Source organism: Pseudomonas sp. Root329 (assembly GCF_001424925.1).
Taxonomy (GTDB): Bacteria; Pseudomonadota; Gammaproteobacteria; order Pseudomonadales; family Pseudomonadaceae; genus Aquipseudomonas; species Aquipseudomonas arabinosi.
Window position 1 is genome coordinate 19,987 of sequence record NZ_LMCV01000006.1, and the last position, 17,215, is coordinate 37,201.

Genomic DNA, 17,215 nt, shown 5'->3' on the forward strand with positions numbered 1-17,215 from the left:
GTGGTTGATCGTAAATCCACGATAGCCCGCGCATCGGTGTGCTTCTTGAACGATTGTGCGCGGCTCAGCGGCGGTGCATTTTCATCCAGCGGGCCGGTGACAGTCCGTAGGTTTTGCTGAACTGCCGGGTCATGTGGCTCTGATCGGTGAAGCCGGCGATCAGCGCGGCGCTGACCAATGTCTGGCCCTGAATCAGCAGCGAGCGGACCAGGTCGAGGCGGCGCATGGTCAGGTATCGATAAGGGCTGGTGCCGAACAGCAGGCGAAAATCCCGCGACAGACTCCAGCGATCGCGACCGCTGTGTTGCGCCAGTTCCTCCAGCGTCACGGTGCGATCCAGGGCGCTGTGGATGAATTCCCGCGCGCGTTCGGCGGCCACGTAGTCGAAGCTCTGGCGGGTAGTAGGCACTCCGGAAACGCTGTTCAAGGCTTGGGCCAGATCGAACAACGCATCCTGCTCTTCGAGAGGCTCGAGGGGGCAATCGAGGCTTCGCAGCAGCACGGCGGTGGCGGCGAACAAGCGTGGATCGGCTGACAGGCCGGTCTTGATAAACGGCAACGGCTGCCCGCCGAGCATCTGCTGGATCAGTGCCGGTTCGATGTACATCATTCGGTACTGGAACCCGGTCTCGGTGCCGGCTTCGCCATCGTGAACTTCGTCCGGGTGCAGCACCATGGTCCCGCCCGGCAGACTGTGGCGCCAGCCACCGCGGTACTGAAAACTCTGCACACCGGCCAGCGTGTGGCCGATGGCGTAGGTGTCGTGGCGGTGAAGGTCGTAGCCGTGGCCTGCAAAAAATGCCTCGAAACGCTGAAGCCCGCCGACGTCGGGCGCGCGGTGGAACCAGTCGATCGGGGGCGTGTGCTTGGCCATGGTGATGTTGCCTTGAACTCGATGCTGAACACGTTACCCCACTGACCAACCGCCTGTCTGCTGCCGTTCGAATCACCCGGCTGGTAGAAAATCCGGGACTAATGTTGCAAGGTGTTGAATATTTTTTCAGCCACGAAGGCGCACCACATCATGGAAATATCTCACCTGAGCTACGCCACCGATGTTGTTGGCGCTGGCCGTGTTGACCATGGCGTGTTCGGAGCACATCGGGTGGCCAATCGTTGAGGAGTTCTGAATGAGCAAACTGCGGGTAGGCATTATTTTTGGCGGTCGTTCGGCTGAACACGAAGTGTCGCTGCAATCGGCGAAAAACATCGTCGATGCGCTGGACCGGTCGCGCTTCGAGCCGGTGCTGATCGGCATCGACAAGCAAGGCCACTGGCACCTTAACGACCCTTCAAACTTCCTGCTCAATCAGGAAAACCCGGCGCTGATTGCCCTCAACCAGTCCAACCGCGAGCTGGCCGTCGTACCGGGAAAGGCCAGTCAGCAATTGGTGGAAACCTCCGGTCAGGAACTGCTGGGTCACGTCGATGTGATCTTCCCGATTGTCCACGGCACCCTGGGCGAAGACGGTTGCCTGCAGGGGCTGCTGCGTATGGCTGACCTGCCGTTTGTCGGCTCCGACGTGCTCGGTTCCGCCGTCTGCATGGACAAGGACATCAGCAAGCGCCTGCTGCGTGACGCCGGGTTGGCGGTCACGCCGTTTGTCACCCTGACCCGCGCCACCGCGGCGCGCACCGGGTTCGCCGAGGTGCAAGGCAAACTCGGCCTGCCGTTGTTCGTCAAACCGGCAAACCAGGGGTCTTCCGTGGGCGTGAGCAAGGTGAATGACGAAGCCGAGTATGCGGTGGCAATAGAACTGGCCCTGGGTTTCGATGAGAAAGTCTTGGTCGAGTCCGCCGTCAGCGGTCGCGAGATTGAATGCGCGGTGCTCGGCAATGAAGACGCCATTGCCAGCGGTTGTGGCGAGATTGTGGTGCGCAGCGGGTTTTATTCCTACGACAGCAAATACATCGATGCTCAAGCGGCGCAAGTCGTGGTGCCGGCAAACATCAGCCTCGAGGCCAGTGAACGCATCCGTGCACTGGCCGTCGAGGCGTTTCAGGTGCTGGGCTGTTCCGGGCTGGCGCGGGTCGACGTGTTCCTGACCGAGAGTGGCGAAGTGCTGATCAATGAGATCAACTCGTTACCCGGCTTCACCCGCATCAGCATGTACCCCAAGTTATGGCAGGCCACCGGTATGACTTACAGCGAGCTGGTCAGCCGTTTGATCGAGCTGGCGCTGGAGAAGCATCAGGCGCGACAGGCGCTGAAGATCTCTCGATAGGCTGAATACAACAATAATTATTCGAGGAGACACGTCATGAAAGTCAGCGCACGTAACGTATTCAAAGGCACCATCAGTCAATTGCAACCCGGCGCGGTGAACGCCGAAGTCTCACTGAAACTGTCGGGCGGCAATGAACTGGTGGCCGTGGTGACCATGGAGAGCGTGAAGAACCTCGGCCTGGCGGTCGGCAAGGAAGCGGTCGCGCTGGTGAAGGCGCCGTGGGTCATGTTGATGACCGAATCCAGCGACATTCGCCTGTCGGCGCGCAACTGCCTGGAAGGCAAGGTCACCAGTGTCATCGACGGCGCCGTGAACTCCGAAGTGGTCATCCAGCTCGACGGCGGCACCGAAGTCTATTCGATCGTGACACGCCAGGCTGTGGCAGAACTGGGCCTGGCGCCGGGCGTGAGCGCGACGGCGGTGATCAAGGCATCGCATATCATTTTGGGTGTGCCGCGCTGATACGCCTTCAAGGATTTTCCAGCGGCTCGGGGATAAAACCTTGCTCTCTAAGCCCCTTGATGACACCTCGGATCAGGTAGTTATTTGAAAATCCGATGGTGTACTGCCTTGCTCCTTCGTTGATTGGAAGGAGCATTCCCTGGCTCACCAGTTTTTTGATCAAGTAGGTGCGTTGGCTAGCTGATAGGTTTGGTAGTGCATGGGCGAGATCTGCAGACTTAACAACGCCTTCATTGATCGCTATATCCAGCACAGCTTCTTCTGTTTTGGTAATCCACTCGCGCTGACGAGCGAATGTAACGGCAGGCATGAGAATTGAGTGTTTGAGGTAGGCGTAGTCGGTAAGTCGATCAACTTTGGCAATCTCATCTTTCACCCCTTCCAGCACATAGATACACCACGCTTCGAGACTTGCTTTCGTACCGGTGTCAGCCACACCTAGCATTGCGTAATAGCGCTCACGATCGTTACAGAAAACGGCTGTGGGATTCAGCACTCTCCCGCCTGTGTTTACGTTGAACCCATATTTCATCAAGAGTGCGTAAGTGAGTAGTCTCACTACGCGGCCGTTACCGTTTCCAAAAGGGTGAATCCATCCGAATCGATGGTGCGCCAAGGCGACTTTCATCAGATCGTATTTTGGCAGGTCATCATGGTTCACGAAGGCAACCAGCTCTTGCATGTACCCCGGTATCTGAACTGCTTCCGGTGGAAGGTGCTCCGACTGCGCGATACGTACTGGCGTTTGACGATAGGCGCCTGGAGTTCGGTCGCCTTCACGCTCTAGTTGCTGGACGGTCATCGCATGTATTTCGCGAATGGTCCGTTCGGTCAAAGGTTCACCTGGCTGCATGATTTCTTCGATATAGCTCATGGCCTTTTCGATGTTGGCAACTTCACGCAGTTGGTCGCTATCCGTTGCCTTACCCTCGATTTTGTTGTCCAGGTAGTCGGCCAAGGTTGTGTGGTTACCCTCAATCCGTGCTGACCCCAGGCTTTCCAATGTGTGGAAAATTGCCTTGAGCTGGAAAAATACCGGGGCTGGAGTATCGCCTTCAAGTCGGAGCCGTCGTAGGTGTTCCAGCTCACTCAACACGTCCACCAACGGGGAGTCGAAAGTTGGATTCAGGAGCTGAAGTTCATGATGGGCAAATTCAGGCATATGGAATTTATCTCTGGTGTCGAGGGGAGTTATCTCTAATGAGGCCATCAACAGGCCCTATTTATAGGGCTATTTTTGATGAGGGTGTAAAAATTATCTCTAATCGCTCTCTGTGTGAAGTCGAAAGCTGTAACGAGATAAGTGAAAAGAGCGTGCTTGGAAAAGCGGTTGGTGGCCTCACGTTCTTTACTCAATCAATAGTAAACAAACATAAAAAAGGGCCTACCTCCCGGTAAGCCCTTGCTCATTCCCACGTACGACTCAATCCCCCAACGCCGCCCCCTCACGCCGCGGATCGGCCCCTCCCGCCAACGACGTTTTCCCCTGCGCATCCTTCATCCGGACAATCGCCTGAGTCCCGCTGGTCATGTCGATCTCGTTCACGCTGTGTCCTTTGTCCTTCAGCGCCTGAATCAGTGCCGGGCTGAACTGCCCCTGTTCCAGTTCGGTCGGGCCGTTGCGGCTGCCGAAGTTGGGCAGGTTGATGGCGGCTTGTGGGTCGAGGTTCCAGTCGAGCAGGCCGATGGTGGATTTGGCGACGTATTCGATGATCTGCGAGCCGCCGGGGGAGCCGATGGTGGCGAGGAATTCGCCGCTCTGGCGGTCGAAGATCAGCGTCGGTGCCATGGACGAGCGTGGGCGTTTGCCGGGTTCGACGCGGTTGGCAACTTTCTGGCCATTCTCTTCGGGGATGAACGAGAAGTCGGTCATCTGGTTGTTCAGTAGGAAACCCTGAACCATCAGGTGCGAGCCAAACGCGGATTCCACGGTGGTGGTCATGGACACGGCGCCGCCTTCGTCATCCACCGCCACCACTTGCGAGGTGGAGATGCGCAGCGGCGAGCGGTCCGGTGCGTAGGCGACCTGAATACCCGGCGGGGTGCCAGGTTTGGCCGTGCCCATGCTGCGATCGCCGATCAGGGCCGCGCGGTCGGCCAGATACGCAGGGTCCACCAGACCTTTGACGGGGACGGGCACGAAGTCTGCGTCGGCCACGTACTGCGCACGGTCGGCGTAGGCCAGGCGTTCGGCTTCGGAGATCAGGTGCACGGCTTCAGGCGCCGGCTCAACGCCCGCAGGTTGGGTGGTCTTGACCGGTTTGAGCGGCGCCAAGGCAAAACGCGGGTCACGGGTTTCCAGAGCCTGCAAGGTGCCGAGGATCTGCGCCACGGCGATCCCGCCTGACGACGGTGGCGGCATGCCGCAGACCTGCCAGCGTTTGTAGTCGGTGCACAGCGGCGCGCGTTCCTTGGCGCTGTAGCCTTTGAGGTCGTTCAGCGACAGGCTGCCAGGGTTGGCGTGGCCCTGAACCTTGGCGACGATCTCTTGTGCGACGGGGCCTTTGTACAACGCATCCGGTCCTTCTTTGGCGATGCGTTTGAACACCGCGGCCAGCGCCGGGTTTTTCAGTTGCGTGCCTGTGGCTTTCGGGCTGCCATCGGCATTCAGGAAGTAGGCGGCCATGTCCGGCGAGCGTCGAATGGATGAGTCCGAGGCGATCAACTGGTGAAGGCGTGGCGAGATGGCGAAGCCTTGCTCCGCGAGTTTGATCGCCGGTTCGAACAGCTGCGACCACGGCAGACGACCGTGTTTCTGATGGGCCAATTCAAGCGCTCGTAACACGCCCGGTGTCCCCACCGAACGACCGCCAATCTGCGCCTGGGTGAACGGCATCGGTTTGCCATCGGCCTGTAGGAAAAGCTTCTCGGTGGCGCCGGCCGGAGCGGTTTCACGACCGTCATAAGTGCGCACAGCCTTGCCATCCCACAGCACGATCAACGCACCACCGCCAATGCCCGAGGATTGCGGCTCGACCAGGGTCAGCACGGCCTGCATCGCAATTGCGGCATCGATTGCCGAACCGCCCTGGCGCAACATCTCCCGCCCGGCCTCAGCCGCCAGCGGATTGGCCGCGGCCGCCATGTGTTTTGAGGCGTATTGGGTTTGCAGGTCAGTGCGATAACCTGACGCGACTTCCGGTGCAACAGGTAACGTCGAAGAGGTCGGGGCGCTACAGGCTGCGAGGGTTAAAGCAACGGCGATCAGCGAAAGGGCTGACAGGCGATAGCGGCTCAAGTGGAAGGCTGATAACACGTGGGGGGCACTCCGTCCGTGGGAAAGATCAGGGGACTTTATCGGCCGAAAGGAAGTGACGCAAACCAAGGCCTACAGTAAAGATGCTTTTGCCCTTCATCACTCCATGGATTTTCTGTAGGGTCGAGGGCAACAGACTGGCCAGAAGACCAACAAGAGGCAGACATGCAGACCGAGTTCCCCACCCAGCCAAGTTACCGTACCCAGCGTGATCAATTCCTGGCCGTCGCGACCGCGGCCGGCGCGACGCTGACCGAGTACCCGCATCCGCTCAAAGGGCCGTTCGGTGAGCCGTTGAGCACCGATGTGGCCGTGCTGGGAGATCCGCGCGCGAAGCGTTTGCTGATTGCGCTGAGTGGCACTCACGGCGTCGAAGGCTTCTACGGTTCGGGATGTCAGATCAAGTGGATGCAGGAGTTGGGCAAGCGTTCTTTGCCGGCTGATGTCGCGGTGGTGATGATCCACCTGATCAATCCGTGGGGCACTGCGTGGCTGCGTCGGGTCAACGAAGACAACATCGACCTGAACCGCAATCACCTGAACTTCGACCACGCATTGCCAGATAATCAGGCCTACGCAGCGCTGCATGAGATCTATGCCTGCACGCAGTTGCAGGGCCCGGAGCGTGATCGCGCCGATGCCTTGCTCGACGAACAGATCAGCGAACACGGTTGGCCAGCGGTGATGTCGATTGTCGAGGGTGGCCAGCACCGTCATCCCGATGGTTTGTTCTACGGCGGACTGGCGCCGAGCTGGTCGAATCGCACGTTGCATCAGATCATTCAAAAGCATGTTTCCCATGCCGAAGTGGCCATGTGTTTCGACTTGCACACCGGCGCCGGGGAGTACGGTCATCCGATGTTGCTGACCATCACCGAGGCGGCGTATCCAGCGCTTGCAGATGCGCAGGCTATTTATGGTCCCTGGCTCTATACCTTGCACACGGGCGCCGACACGCTGAGCGAAACCGGGGTTGCAGCCACCGCCACCGGCTACACCTCGCAAGCGTTGATCAACGCGCTGCCGCACGTGCGGATGATGCCCTTTGTGATCGAGTGCGGGACGTATCCCGGCGCCGAGGTTCATCGTCATCTGCGCGATGATCACTGGCTGCATCTGCACGGCAATCCGAGTGATGCAGTGGGGCGAGGGATCAAACTGAATCTGGTTGAGCAGTTCTATCCCGCCGACAGTGACTGGCAGGCGATGGTCTGGCTGCGCACCTGGCAGATTTGGGAGCGGGCGTTGTCAGCATTGCCGGCAATTCGTTCCTGACGTGGTTTACGCGGACGTGGCCTCTCGTTGCCCGAACTCATGCGGTTCAAATCTTCCTGCAACCGCAGCATGCTTTCTTCGCCGACGCGGATGAAGCCGCTGCGGGGCTGATCCAGGTCGAGGATGATGGTGAAGACCATGGCAATCAGGATCGCGAAGATGGCCGTCGAGCCGTGCCGTCGACGGTGGCCCAGGCCATAGCTGTAAGCGATGAAACCCAACGCACCGATGGCCACGACGAACAGCAGATTGATGACGGTTGCCGGGACATGATTGTCCTGCTCGGCGCGGCGCTTTTCATTGACGTTGTAGACGTCGGTCAACGACTGGATCACCAGGTTCATGGCGGCTGTCGCTTCGCCCTGGGCCTCGGCGGTGGCAGCCAGATTCCATAACTGGTCCTCGATCGTCCGGGACGATTCGCTGGCCGCCTTCAACAGTTTTTCGTCCGTGCCGGCGCGCATGAATTCAATCCGCGCCGAGACATAATCCTTGAGCAGCGCTGTCACCTTCCCGCGCAGATCAGACGGCAGCAGTTTCGCCCGCAGATAGGTCGAGCCGATCACCGTGACTTCATCTTGAATCAGTGTCTTGCGCGCTTCGAAGCGTGAGGTGGCCATGGCGAAGTTGAAACCCAGCAACAACGCGAGCAGACCGAGGAGGGCGGTTTGCAAAACGGTGAGGTGGGATCGGGTTGAATCGTTGCTGTGAGTTCGGTGATGACGGCCGAGACGAAAAGCGAGTTCCAGCACCACGCAGAAGATGGCGACTACGATGAAAAACACAATGATCTCGTCCAGGCCCCAGTGCATAGGGTGGTCTCTCTGCGTTCAAGCTTTGGCACTAACTGTAGGAGAGAACCGCGAAGAGCGGGCGTTAACCGCTCTGTGGGTCGGGAGCACTTTTCTCGAGGCATAAAAAAACGGCCTACCTTTCGGTAAGCCGTTTTTAGTACTTGGTGGCTACACAGGGACTTGAACCCCGGACCCCAGCATTATGAATGCTATGCTCTAACCAACTGAGCTATGTAGCCAAGTGGCGCGCATTATTGGCTCGGAACAGAGATGTGTCAAGCGTAAATCTAAAATATTTCTCTACGCTTTCAACCGCTTATCCGCCTGATCCGAAAAAACGGGTCAGGGGAGGGCGTCAACTGAGCTGAAATCTCCCGGTATTGGCACTCAAGGCCTTGCTGCCCTGGCTCAAAGTGTCCGCTGCCAGGTTCACCGCCCGCGCGCCTTCGAGCAAGCGTACCGCCGCCTGATCGACTTGCTGGATGTTGCCGCTGACCTCGTCGGCGGTGGTCGCTTGCTCGTCGACCGCTGTGGCGATCTGCGCCAGGGTGTCGGTGACACTTTGCACGGCACTGGCAATTTCCCCCAGGCGTTCGCCGAGGCCAGTGACGGCCTGGGCGTCGGACTGAGCCTGGCCGCAAGCGGCTTCCATCAGGCTCACCGCTTCGTTCACGGTGCTGCGCAGGCTGTCGACAGTGCCGGCAATCTGCGCGGTGGAGGACTGGGTGCGTTGCGACAGGCTGCGCACTTCATCGGCCACCACCGCAAAGCCGCGACCTTGCTCACCCGCGCGAGCGGCCTCGATGGCGGCGTTAAGTGCCAACAGGTTCGTCTGCTCGGCAACCCCGCGAATGGTGTCCACCACCAACTGAATCTGCTGCCCTTGTTCACTGACCCGGCCCAGTGCCGCAGCGGTGTCATTCAAGCGCTGATTGAGTTGCTGAATGCTCGCCGTCGTGCGCTGGCTGTCACGGCTGCTGTCGGCAGCGATGCGCCGGGTGTGCTGAGCGCTGCCGGAGGCCTGTTCGCAACTCTGGGCGACCCCTTGAGAGGTGGCGGCCAATTGCGTGGCTGCCGCCGCGATCTGGCTGATCTGCAACTGCTGAGCTTCGACTTCCCCAAGGGCGCCGCTGGAGTGATGGTTGAGGGTGCGCACCGCGTTGCTCAGCTGCAAGGTTTCATGATCGACCCCCAGCAGGCTGTTGCGCAGTTGCACCACCGCGACGTTGAGGGCAGTGCTGATGGCGGCCAGTTCGTCGCGGCCCTCCACCGGTACTTGCAGGCTCAGATTGCCGTCGCGCAAGGCTTCGGCCAGCAGGGTAATGCCGCTGGCGCTGCGACGGATCGAGGCCTGCAAGCAGATGAACAGGTAGAGCGCGGCCAGCAGCAGGCAGCCAAAAATGGTCGCTACCAGGATGAACTGGCGGATGGCAGAGCCGTGGTAATAGTCCAGACGTTGATCCAGCGACACCAACGACTGCTGACGCAGCGAAGCGAGGTCAGAGAGCAGGCCGTCGAGGCTGCGTTCGAACTCTTCCGGCTTGAGCTTGATGCTGCCACCGAACACGCCGTCATCGAGGACTTTCAACTCGGCGTCCAGGTGCTTGAGGCTGTCATGGTATTGCCCGGCCCAGGCTTGCAACGCGCTGGGCAGTCGCGCTTCCAGCAGGCTGGCGGTTTTGGCCAGCTGCTCCCGGGCATCGCCGATGCGGCTGCGCAAGTCGCGCAGTTGCAGACGGCTTTGCAGGGTGAACTGTCCGGACACCACTGACGCCTGGCCGACGCTGGCGAGACGGCCGACTCGCTCAATCAGGTCTGGCGCGTGCTGGGTGGAGATCTGGGTCAGCAGATAGGTTTCCAGCCACGGCGCCAGCGTCAGGCGATTATCCATGGCGATCTGCTCGCGCAAGGCTTGCAGAGCACTCAAGGCATTGGTGAACCGATCGTAACCGTCCGGCCACCAACCGACGCTGCTCAGGCTTTTCGAGTCCAGGCCGTTGAGGGCGGTTTGCAGGGCTTGAAAACGGGCTAGGGTTTCGCCCTCGGCACCTTCGGTTTGCAGTGCGTTGCCGAGGTCCGAGGTGGCTTGGGCGACGGCTGGCTGAACCGTATCGAAAGCCGCCATCGCTGCGATCGTCGCGGGTGTCGGCTGGCGATTGGTTTCTGTGGCGCGCCAGCGAGCCGCGCGGTCACGCTGGGCGGCGAGCAGGTTATCCAGGGCATCGAGGGCGAGGAGTTGCCGAACCCCGGCACGTTCGCCGGAGATAAGGTTCAGTTTGTCGCGATAGTCCTGACCGATCATCCATAGGCTGCCCGTCAACGGCAGGATAAACAGTAGAAATAACAGCTGAAATTTGCGTGCGAAGCCAAAACGCCCCAGCAACCCGATCCCCGGTGATAAAAAAGCCTGCATGCCCCATAACTCCTCTGGACACCACGCGCCATTGGCGTGCGTCGCAACCGTTGCGGTCGCGACCTGTGCCCTTTTAAAAGGCCTCGAAAGTTCACCCTCGCCAGCTCTGTAGGCCGGCTCTGTAGCGAAACTTCCCATTCTCGGTCCCCTTTGTAAGGGGCCGCGTTGAAGCGGATTACCAAGGCAAGATTCAGACCATGGCGTTGCGCTATCACCTTTTCAGCGATGAAAATCAAGGTCGTTAGCAGGCTAAGGGGATGGCGCTGATGCACTGAAAAATGGCACATTGACGCACCTGCCCGTGTGCACCCATCTGTTGTACGGAAACCCCTATGGCTATCAGCAATGTCCAGACCGGCGCGCAGCCGCCATCCGCGACTTCACAAAGCAGCCCTTTGGTCATGCGCATCATCGGCGCCGTGGCGCTGGCGCATTTGATCAACGACTTGATCCAGTCGGTGCTGCCGTCGATCTATCCGATGCTCAAGGCCAACTATGGCCTGACCTTCACCCAGGTTGGCTTGATCACTTTGACGTTCCAGTTGACGGCTTCGCTGTTGCAGCCGTGGGTCGGTTACTACACCGATCGGCACCCCAAACCCTGGCTGCTACCCGCCGGGACGGTTTGCACATTGATCGGCATTTTGATGATGTCGGTGGTCGGCAGTTTTTCGATGATTTTGCTGGCGGCAGGGTTGATCGGTATTGGCTCCTCAACCTTTCACCCGGAAGCTTCTCGCGTGGCGCGATTAGCGTCTGGCGGGCGGTTTGGTTTGGCGCAGTCAACGTTTCAGGTCGGCGGTAATGCAGGCTCAGCCTTCGGTCCGTTGCTGGCTGCGGCGATCATCATTCCTTTCGGTCAGGGCCATGTGGCCTGGTTCGGGTTGTTCGCGGTGTTTGCGCTGTTCGTGCTCTATCGGATAAGCCGCTGGTACGCCAATCACTTGAGCCTGTTCAAACTCAAGCAAGGCCAGGCGGCGACGCATGGCTTGTCGAAGAACCGCGTGATCAGTGCACTGGTGGTACTCGGGCTGCTGGTGTTCTCCAAGTATTTCTACATGGCCAGCTTCACCAGTTACTTCACCTTTTACCTGATCGAGAAATTCGACCTGTCGGTGGCCAGTTCACAGTTGCACCTGTTCCTGTTTCTCGGAGCGGTAGCGGCGGGGACCTTCTTCGGTGGGCCGATCGGCGACAAGATCGGGCGTAAGGCGGTGATCTGGTTCTCGATCCTCGGCGTCGCGCCGTTCACCCTGATCCTGCCTCATGTGGACCTGTTCTGGACCAGCATCCTCAGCGTCGTGATCGGCTTCATCCTGGCGTCAGCATTCTCGGCAATCGTGGTGTATGCGCAAGAACTGGTGCCGGGCAATGTCGGGATGATTGCCGGGGTATTCTTCGGATTGATGTTCGGCTTTGGCGGGATTGGCGCGGCGTTGCTCGGGCATCTGGCGGACATACACGGCATCGAATACGTGTACTTGCTGTGTTCGTTCTTGCCGTTGTTTGGTGTGCTGGCGATCTTTCTGCCAAGAACCAAAAAAGCCTGAACCAACACAATCTAATGTGGGAGCGGTGGTGTGGCGGATGATTACACGCTCAGGCACGGCTATTGCGGAAACTGCCGGGTGTGATGCCCACTACTTTTTTGAAGGCCCGGGTCATGTGGCTTTGATCGAAGAAGCCGCAAGTGAATGACGCTTCGGTGAGACTGGACCCGGTACGCAACAGTTTTTGGACCTGGGCGATTCTTTTCTGGATTTGATAGCTGTGGGGGGAGACGCCAACGCTTTTTTTGAACACCCGGATCAGGTAAAGAGGGTCAAGGTTCACCAGTTGCGCCAGTTCTTCCAGAGGCAGATGTTTGTCGTACTCGTCTTCGAGCTTCTTCTTGATCTTTTGCACTGCGTGCTGCTCAGCCGCACTGACTGGTTCGATGGGAGCTCCACTGCGCTCGAAGAGCTGCGTCACCAGATCCAGCAGGATAGTTTCCCGTTCAAGGCTGGAGGGGGATTTTTCAATGAGTTGATGTTGATGCAAAAAGGTCCGGGCGAAGTCCGGGGCCTGGCTCAGAGCTGTTTGAAAAAGATGAATATGGTCGTCTGAAAAACGCCCTTGAAACACCATCCGATTGACCCATTCGGGGTCGATATAGAGCATTCGATACATCCAGCCCTCATCATGGCCTGGCAAGCCGTCGTGGATCTCACCGGGGGTTATGGTGACCACACTGCCAGCGACTCCCATGTAGTTACTGCCGCGATAAAAAAGTTTTTCAACACCGCTACTTATAACGCCGATAGCGTACCGGTCATGTGAATGCCGGCCGAAAGATTGAGTACTGTAACGCGCAGATAGCAACTCACAGTCACCTTCGGGTATACGCCAGAATTGAACAAAGTCCTTGTTTTTTTGAGGGACTTTGTTGCGGCGATTCTCGTCCATGAATTGTCCAGTTTTGTGCAATACGTATGAAAAAAAGGTCGCTAAATTTAGCACCTATTTCATAACACAAGCGAGGGGATGCGATGTCTACAAAACTGGTAGTTGGGGATTTTAATAAGTCTTCATGGTCATTTCGTGCGTGGCTGGTTCTTGTGACAGCGGATGTTGCATTTGAAACCCTTCAGATCAAACTGGAACAAAGCGACACCCGCCAGCGTATTCTGGAGCACTCGTCTTCTGGCAAGGTACCGGCGCTGCTGCTTGATGATCTCGTCATCAACGACAGCCAGGCCATCAGCGAATACATTGCCGACGCCTATCCGGCCGCCAACCTTTGGCCCCGGGATTCGCGGATCAAGGCCCTGGCACGAGCTGCTGCGGCAGAGATGCACTCCGGTTTCACCCATCTGCGCACACAGATGTCGTTTGGCCTTAACACCGGTGACATCCCGGAAAGCCTGACCGCCGAGACCCGAGAGGAAATCATGCGGGTATTCGCTATCTGGAACCAGCTCCGTGAGGTGAGCGGTTCAACACAGTTCCTCTGCGGTGACTTCGGCATAGTTGATGCGATGTTTGTTCCGGTGGTGTTCCGCTTCCGCCGTTATGGTATTGCCGTCCCTGCGCAACTGCAGGGCTATGTCGAAAACATCCTGGGTTATGCACCGGTACAACAATGGTTGAAGTTGGCCGCGCAAGAAGTTTAAAGAGTTGTGTGACTGCTTACTATTAAAGCCAATTAAGAGTTAGTTGCTTTTTTGCTTTGTCGAACCTGGTGAGCCCGCGCAACCCTCGTACTTTGGTCTTTATCAATGAGGTTTCTCATGTCGACTAATAACAATCGGGCAATCATTGAATTGACCATCGGTGGACTGATGCTCAGTCTGTCTGCCCTAGCCGTCGCTTTCGCTCATATCGGCGCAGGTGGTGCGGGGTTCTATCGGATGGTGTTCGCCTCGATCCTGTTCTTCCTGCTGCTCAAGGTGCGCAAAATACCGGTACTGCTCAAAAACGCCAAGGCGCAGCTGTACACCGCGTTGGCTGGGGTGTTTTTGGCCATCGACCTGGTGCTCTGGCATCAGAGCATCTATATCGTCGGCCCGGGTATCGGGTCGATCCTGACCAACTGTCAGGTGTTCTTCATGACCCTGCTGGGGTTGTACCTGTTGAAGGAAAAACCTTCGATCTACTTCCTGGTATCCATCACCTTGGCATTTGTGGGGCTCTATCTGTTGTTGCTACCCGAGATGACCAGTGCGGTAGGGATGAAGGGTGTGGTGTATGGCGTACTGTCGGGGTTGGCGTATGCCATCTGCGTGTACTTCCTGAAGATCAACACCCAGTTGCCTGACGGCGGGGGTGACAAGATCGCACAGATGCTCAATTTGAGTCTTTGGGCGGCACTGGTTCTGCTGACATACGCGCTGGCAACCGGGGAAAGCTTGGCCATCGTGGATGGGCAAACCTTGCTGATGCTGATCATATACGGGGTATTGGTGCAGTTTGTCGGCTGGTTGCTGGTCAACCGTTCGATCGGAGCCATCAGTCTGGGGTTGGCCGGACTGATCCTGTTACTGGAACCGGTGATCACGTATTTCATTGATGTCACCTTTCTCGGCAAGGCCAGCTCCACGCTGCAGATTTGCGGCGCACTGGTGACTATCTTTGCGGTTTACATTGGCTCAATCAAACCACCGGAGAAAGCGCACCCTTTACCCGAGGCGATCTGACAGAAGGTGTATCCCAAGACGCAAAAATCCCCGTATCAGCGAATGATTACGGGGATTTTTCAGTCTATCGAGTTCCGTGTAAATCCACGGTCACCGTTACACGTTGAAGCGGAAGTGCATCACGTCGCCGTCTTTAACGATGTAGTCCTTGCCTTCCAGACGCCATTTACCGGCTTCTTTGGTGCCGGCTTCGCCCTTGTACTGGATGAAGTCGTCATAGGCGATGACTTCAGCGCGGATGAAGCCTTTTTCGAAGTCGGTGTGGATCACGCCAGCGGCTTGTGGTGCGGTAGCACCGACGCGGACGGTCCAGGCGCGGACTTCTTCGACACCGGCGGTGAAATAGGTCTGCAGGTGCAGCATTTCGTAGCCGGCGCGGATTACGCGGTTCAGGCCAGGCTCTTCGAGGCCCAGGGCTTCGAGGAACATGTCTTTCTCTTCGCCGTCTTCCAGCTCGGCGATTTCGGCTTCGATCTTGTTGCAGACCGGAACCACCATGGCGCCTTCTTCTTCGGCGATGGCCTTGACGATGTCCAGCAGCGGGTTGTTCTCGAAACCGTCTTCAGCGACGTTGGCGATGTACATGACCGGCTTGGTGGTCAGCAGGTGGAAACCACGAATCACCGCTTTGTCGTCGGCGCCCATGGTCTTCATCAGCGTACGCGCAGGCTTGCCGAGGGTGAAGTGAGCGATCAATTGCTCCAGCAGGCCTTTCTGGACCACGGCGTCCTTGTCACCACCCTTGGCGTTGCGGGCGACTTTCTGCAGTTGCTTCTCGCAGCTGTCGAGGTCGGCGAAGATCAGTTCCAGGTCGATGATCTCGATGTCGCGTTTCGGGTCGACGCTGTTGGAGACGTGAATCACGTTCTCGTCTTCGAAGCAGCGGACTACGTGGGCGATGGCATCGGTTTCACGGATGTTGGCCAGGAACTTGTTGCCCAGGCCTTCACCTTTCGAGGCGCCGGCTACCAGGCCTGCGATGTCGACGAATTCCATGGTGGTCGGCAAGATGCGCTTTGGATTGACGATGGCCGCCAGGGCTTCCAGACGCGGGTCCGGCATCGGCACGATACCGGTGTTCGGTTCGATGGTGCAGAAGGGGAAGTTCTCGGCCGCGATCCCGGATTTGGTCAGGGCGTTGAATAGGGTGGACTTGCCGACGTTAGGCAGGCCGACGATGCCGCAATTGAATCCCATGGTGTTTTCCCCGAGGAGTGAGTCAGGCCTTCTGGCTGTGCAGGTTTTTCATCGCGCGGTTCCATTCACCGGCGAGGATATCCGGCAGCACGCCGAGGGCAAAGTCGATGCTGGCATCGAGTTTTTCCTGTTCGGCGCGTGGCGCACGACCCAGGACGAAATTTGAAACCATACTGGCAACGCCCGGGTGGCCAATGCCAAGCCGCAAGCGGTGAAAGGTATTCTGATTGCCCAGTTGCGCGATGATGTCGCGCAACCCGTTGTGACCGCCATGGCCGCCGCCCTGTTTGAGCTTGGCTACACCCGGTGGCAGGTCGAGTTCGTCATGCGCCACCAGGATTTCTTCAGGCGTAATGCGGAAGAAGCCGGCAAGTGCCGCGACAGCCTGGCCGCTGCGGTTCATGTAGGTGGTGGGAATCAGCAGACGAACATCCTGACCCAGATGCGAATAGCGCCCGGTCAGGCCGAAATATTTGCGATCCGCCACAAGGTTTACGCCTTGTGCGTTCGCGATGCGCTCAACAAAAAGGGCCCCTGCGTTATGCCGGGTCTGTTCGTATTCAGCGCCTGGATTTCCCAGGCCAACGATCAGTTTGATGGCAGTCACGATAGGGGCCCTTCCTTGGAGTGGTGGATAACATCGCCGCGACAGTTGTGTGCGGCGAAAGTGGACGACAAGTGCTCATTTACCATTATGTAAACTCCGCGTTCTCGCCCGCTTTCTCGCTACGCTCTAGTCCGCGATGTTTCCGGTCACTCCGGCGAACAGAGTGAAATTACTCTGCTGCGCCTTCTTCAGTAGTAGCTTCTGGAGCAACACGTGGAGCGTGGACGTTGGCAACAGCCTTGTCATCACCGTGTGCCAGAGCAACAAACTCAACGCCTTTAGGGGCTTTGAGGTCAGACAGGTGAATGATCGAACCGATTTCGGCGTTAGCCAGGTCGACTTCGATGAATTCAGGCAGGTCTTTCGGCAGGCACGAAACTTCGATTTCAGCAACAACGTGCGAAACTTCGCCGCCTTTCTTGATCGGAGCTTCTTCACCAACAAAGTGTACAGGCACGATAGCGGTCAGTTTCTGGCCAGCTACAACGCGTACGAAGTCAGCGTGCAGCACGTGGCCTTTGGCCGGGTGACGCTGCAGAGCTTTGATGATTACGTTTTGCTTGGTGCCGCCAACGTTCAGCTCGATGATGTGGCTGTAAGCCGCTTCGTTTTCGAGCAGTTTGGCAACTTCTTTAGCCAGCATGCTGATGGATTCAGGGGCTTTTTCGCCACCGTAAACTACAGCTGGTACCAGGCTTGCGAGACGACGCAGGCGGCGGCTCGCACCTTTCCCCAGGTCGGAACGCACTTCAGCATTCAGAGTAAATTCGTTCATGTTGTATCTCCAAAATAACCACATTCGCCCCAG

General features: G+C 58.0%; 15 protein-coding genes and 1 tRNA gene. 6 read left to right on the forward strand and 10 right to left on the reverse strand.

The window, feature by feature from the left end; genetic code table 11:
* Positions 1 to 64: 64 nt before the first annotated feature.
* Positions 65 to 874 (reverse strand): AraC family transcriptional regulator, encoded by an 810-nt coding sequence (locus ASC74_RS08330; protein ID WP_056740766.1) that lies wholly within the window; start codon positions 872 to 874, stop codon positions 65 to 67.
* A 256-nt stretch (positions 875 to 1,130) separates the two neighbouring features.
* Here ASC74_RS08330 and ddlA point away from each other — a divergent pair, with 256 nt between their 5' ends.
* Both ddlA and ASC74_RS08340 read left to right on the forward strand, forming a co-directional pair.
* The gene (gene ddlA / locus ASC74_RS08335) at positions 1,131 to 2,225 is read left to right on the forward strand and encodes a D-alanine--D-alanine ligase (RefSeq protein ID WP_056740767.1); all 1,095 of its coding nucleotides are present in this window, start codon (positions 1,131 to 1,133) and stop codon (positions 2,223 to 2,225) included.
* A gap of 36 nt (positions 2,226 to 2,261) precedes the next feature.
* Positions 2,262 to 2,690: a TOBE domain-containing protein gene (locus tag ASC74_RS08340; protein ID WP_056740768.1), complete on the forward strand. Its 429-nt coding sequence runs from the start codon at positions 2,262 to 2,264 to the stop codon at positions 2,688 to 2,690.
* Positions 2,691 to 2,697: 7 nt separating this feature from the next.
* Here ASC74_RS08340 and ASC74_RS08345 read toward each other — a convergent pair whose 3' ends face one another.
* Both ASC74_RS08345 and ggt read right to left on the reverse strand, forming a co-directional pair.
* Positions 2,698 to 3,852 (reverse strand): Fic family protein, encoded by a 1,155-nt coding sequence (locus ASC74_RS08345; RefSeq protein ID WP_056740770.1) that lies wholly within the window; start codon positions 3,850 to 3,852, stop codon positions 2,698 to 2,700.
* Between the two features lie 261 nt (positions 3,853 to 4,113).
* Entirely contained in the window at positions 4,114 to 5,946 is a 1,833-nt protein-coding gene (ggt, locus tag ASC74_RS08350) for a gamma-glutamyltransferase (protein WP_056740772.1), read from the reverse strand.
* A 165-nt stretch (positions 5,947 to 6,111) separates the two neighbouring features.
* Here ggt and ASC74_RS08355 point away from each other — a divergent pair, with 165 nt between their 5' ends.
* Positions 6,112 to 7,221 (forward strand): DUF2817 domain-containing protein, encoded by a 1,110-nt coding sequence (locus tag ASC74_RS08355; RefSeq protein ID WP_056740774.1) that lies wholly within the window; start codon positions 6,112 to 6,114, stop codon positions 7,219 to 7,221.
* On the opposite strand, the gene ASC74_RS08360 is transcribed toward ASC74_RS08355, so the two are convergent.
* The 3 genes from ASC74_RS08360 to ASC74_RS08370 form a co-directional block, all read right to left on the reverse strand.
* The gene (locus ASC74_RS08360; RefSeq protein ID WP_056740776.1) at positions 7,125 to 8,033 is read right to left on the reverse strand and encodes a bestrophin-like domain; all 909 of its coding nucleotides are present in this window, start codon (positions 8,031 to 8,033) and stop codon (positions 7,125 to 7,127) included. The two genes, ASC74_RS08355 and ASC74_RS08360, sit on opposite strands and share 97 nt — an antisense overlap.
* 144 nt (positions 8,034 to 8,177) lie before the next feature.
* Positions 8,178 to 8,254: transfer RNA gene (locus ASC74_RS08365), tRNA-Met, on the reverse strand.
* A 116-nt stretch (positions 8,255 to 8,370) separates the two neighbouring features.
* The gene (locus ASC74_RS08370) at positions 8,371 to 10,428 is read right to left on the reverse strand and encodes a methyl-accepting chemotaxis protein (protein ID WP_056740778.1); all 2,058 of its coding nucleotides are present in this window, start codon (positions 10,426 to 10,428) and stop codon (positions 8,371 to 8,373) included.
* A gap of 332 nt (positions 10,429 to 10,760) precedes the next feature.
* Between ASC74_RS08370 and ASC74_RS08375 the strand changes: the two genes are divergently transcribed.
* Entirely contained in the window at positions 10,761 to 11,978 is a 1,218-nt protein-coding gene (locus tag ASC74_RS08375; protein WP_056740780.1) for an MFS transporter, read from the forward strand.
* A gap of 49 nt (positions 11,979 to 12,027) precedes the next feature.
* Here the strand turns inward: ASC74_RS08375 and ASC74_RS08380 are convergent, their stop codons facing one another.
* Positions 12,028 to 12,873 (reverse strand): helix-turn-helix domain-containing protein, encoded by an 846-nt coding sequence (locus ASC74_RS08380; protein WP_056740782.1) that lies wholly within the window; start codon positions 12,871 to 12,873, stop codon positions 12,028 to 12,030.
* Positions 12,874 to 12,956: 83 nt separating this feature from the next.
* Between ASC74_RS08380 and ASC74_RS08385 the strand changes: the two genes are divergently transcribed.
* Together ASC74_RS08385 and ASC74_RS08390 are read left to right on the forward strand one after the other, a co-directional pair.
* The gene (locus ASC74_RS08385; RefSeq protein ID WP_056740784.1) at positions 12,957 to 13,580 is read left to right on the forward strand and encodes a glutathione S-transferase family protein; all 624 of its coding nucleotides are present in this window, start codon (positions 12,957 to 12,959) and stop codon (positions 13,578 to 13,580) included.
* Positions 13,581 to 13,697: 117 nt separating this feature from the next.
* Positions 13,698 to 14,603 (forward strand): DMT family transporter, encoded by a 906-nt coding sequence (locus ASC74_RS08390; RefSeq protein WP_056740786.1) that lies wholly within the window; start codon positions 13,698 to 13,700, stop codon positions 14,601 to 14,603.
* Positions 14,604 to 14,699: 96 nt separating this feature from the next.
* Here the strand turns inward: ASC74_RS08390 and ychF are convergent, their stop codons facing one another.
* The 3 genes from ychF to ASC74_RS08405 all read right to left on the reverse strand — a co-directional run bounded on the left by ychF (position 14,700) and on the right by ASC74_RS08405 (position 17,182).
* Positions 14,700 to 15,800, reverse strand: coding sequence for a redox-regulated ATPase YchF (gene ychF, locus ASC74_RS08395; RefSeq protein WP_008153431.1), 1,101 nt, complete (start codon positions 15,798 to 15,800; stop codon positions 14,700 to 14,702).
* A gap of 22 nt (positions 15,801 to 15,822) precedes the next feature.
* The gene (gene pth / locus ASC74_RS08400; protein WP_056740787.1) at positions 15,823 to 16,407 is read right to left on the reverse strand and encodes an aminoacyl-tRNA hydrolase; all 585 of its coding nucleotides are present in this window, start codon (positions 16,405 to 16,407) and stop codon (positions 15,823 to 15,825) included.
* Between the two features lie 169 nt (positions 16,408 to 16,576).
* Complete coding sequence (locus tag ASC74_RS08405) at positions 16,577 to 17,182, reverse strand: 50S ribosomal protein L25/general stress protein Ctc (protein WP_056740789.1); 606 nt, start codon at positions 17,180 to 17,182, stop codon at positions 16,577 to 16,579.
* Between the last annotated feature and the right edge of the window lie 33 nt (positions 17,183 to 17,215).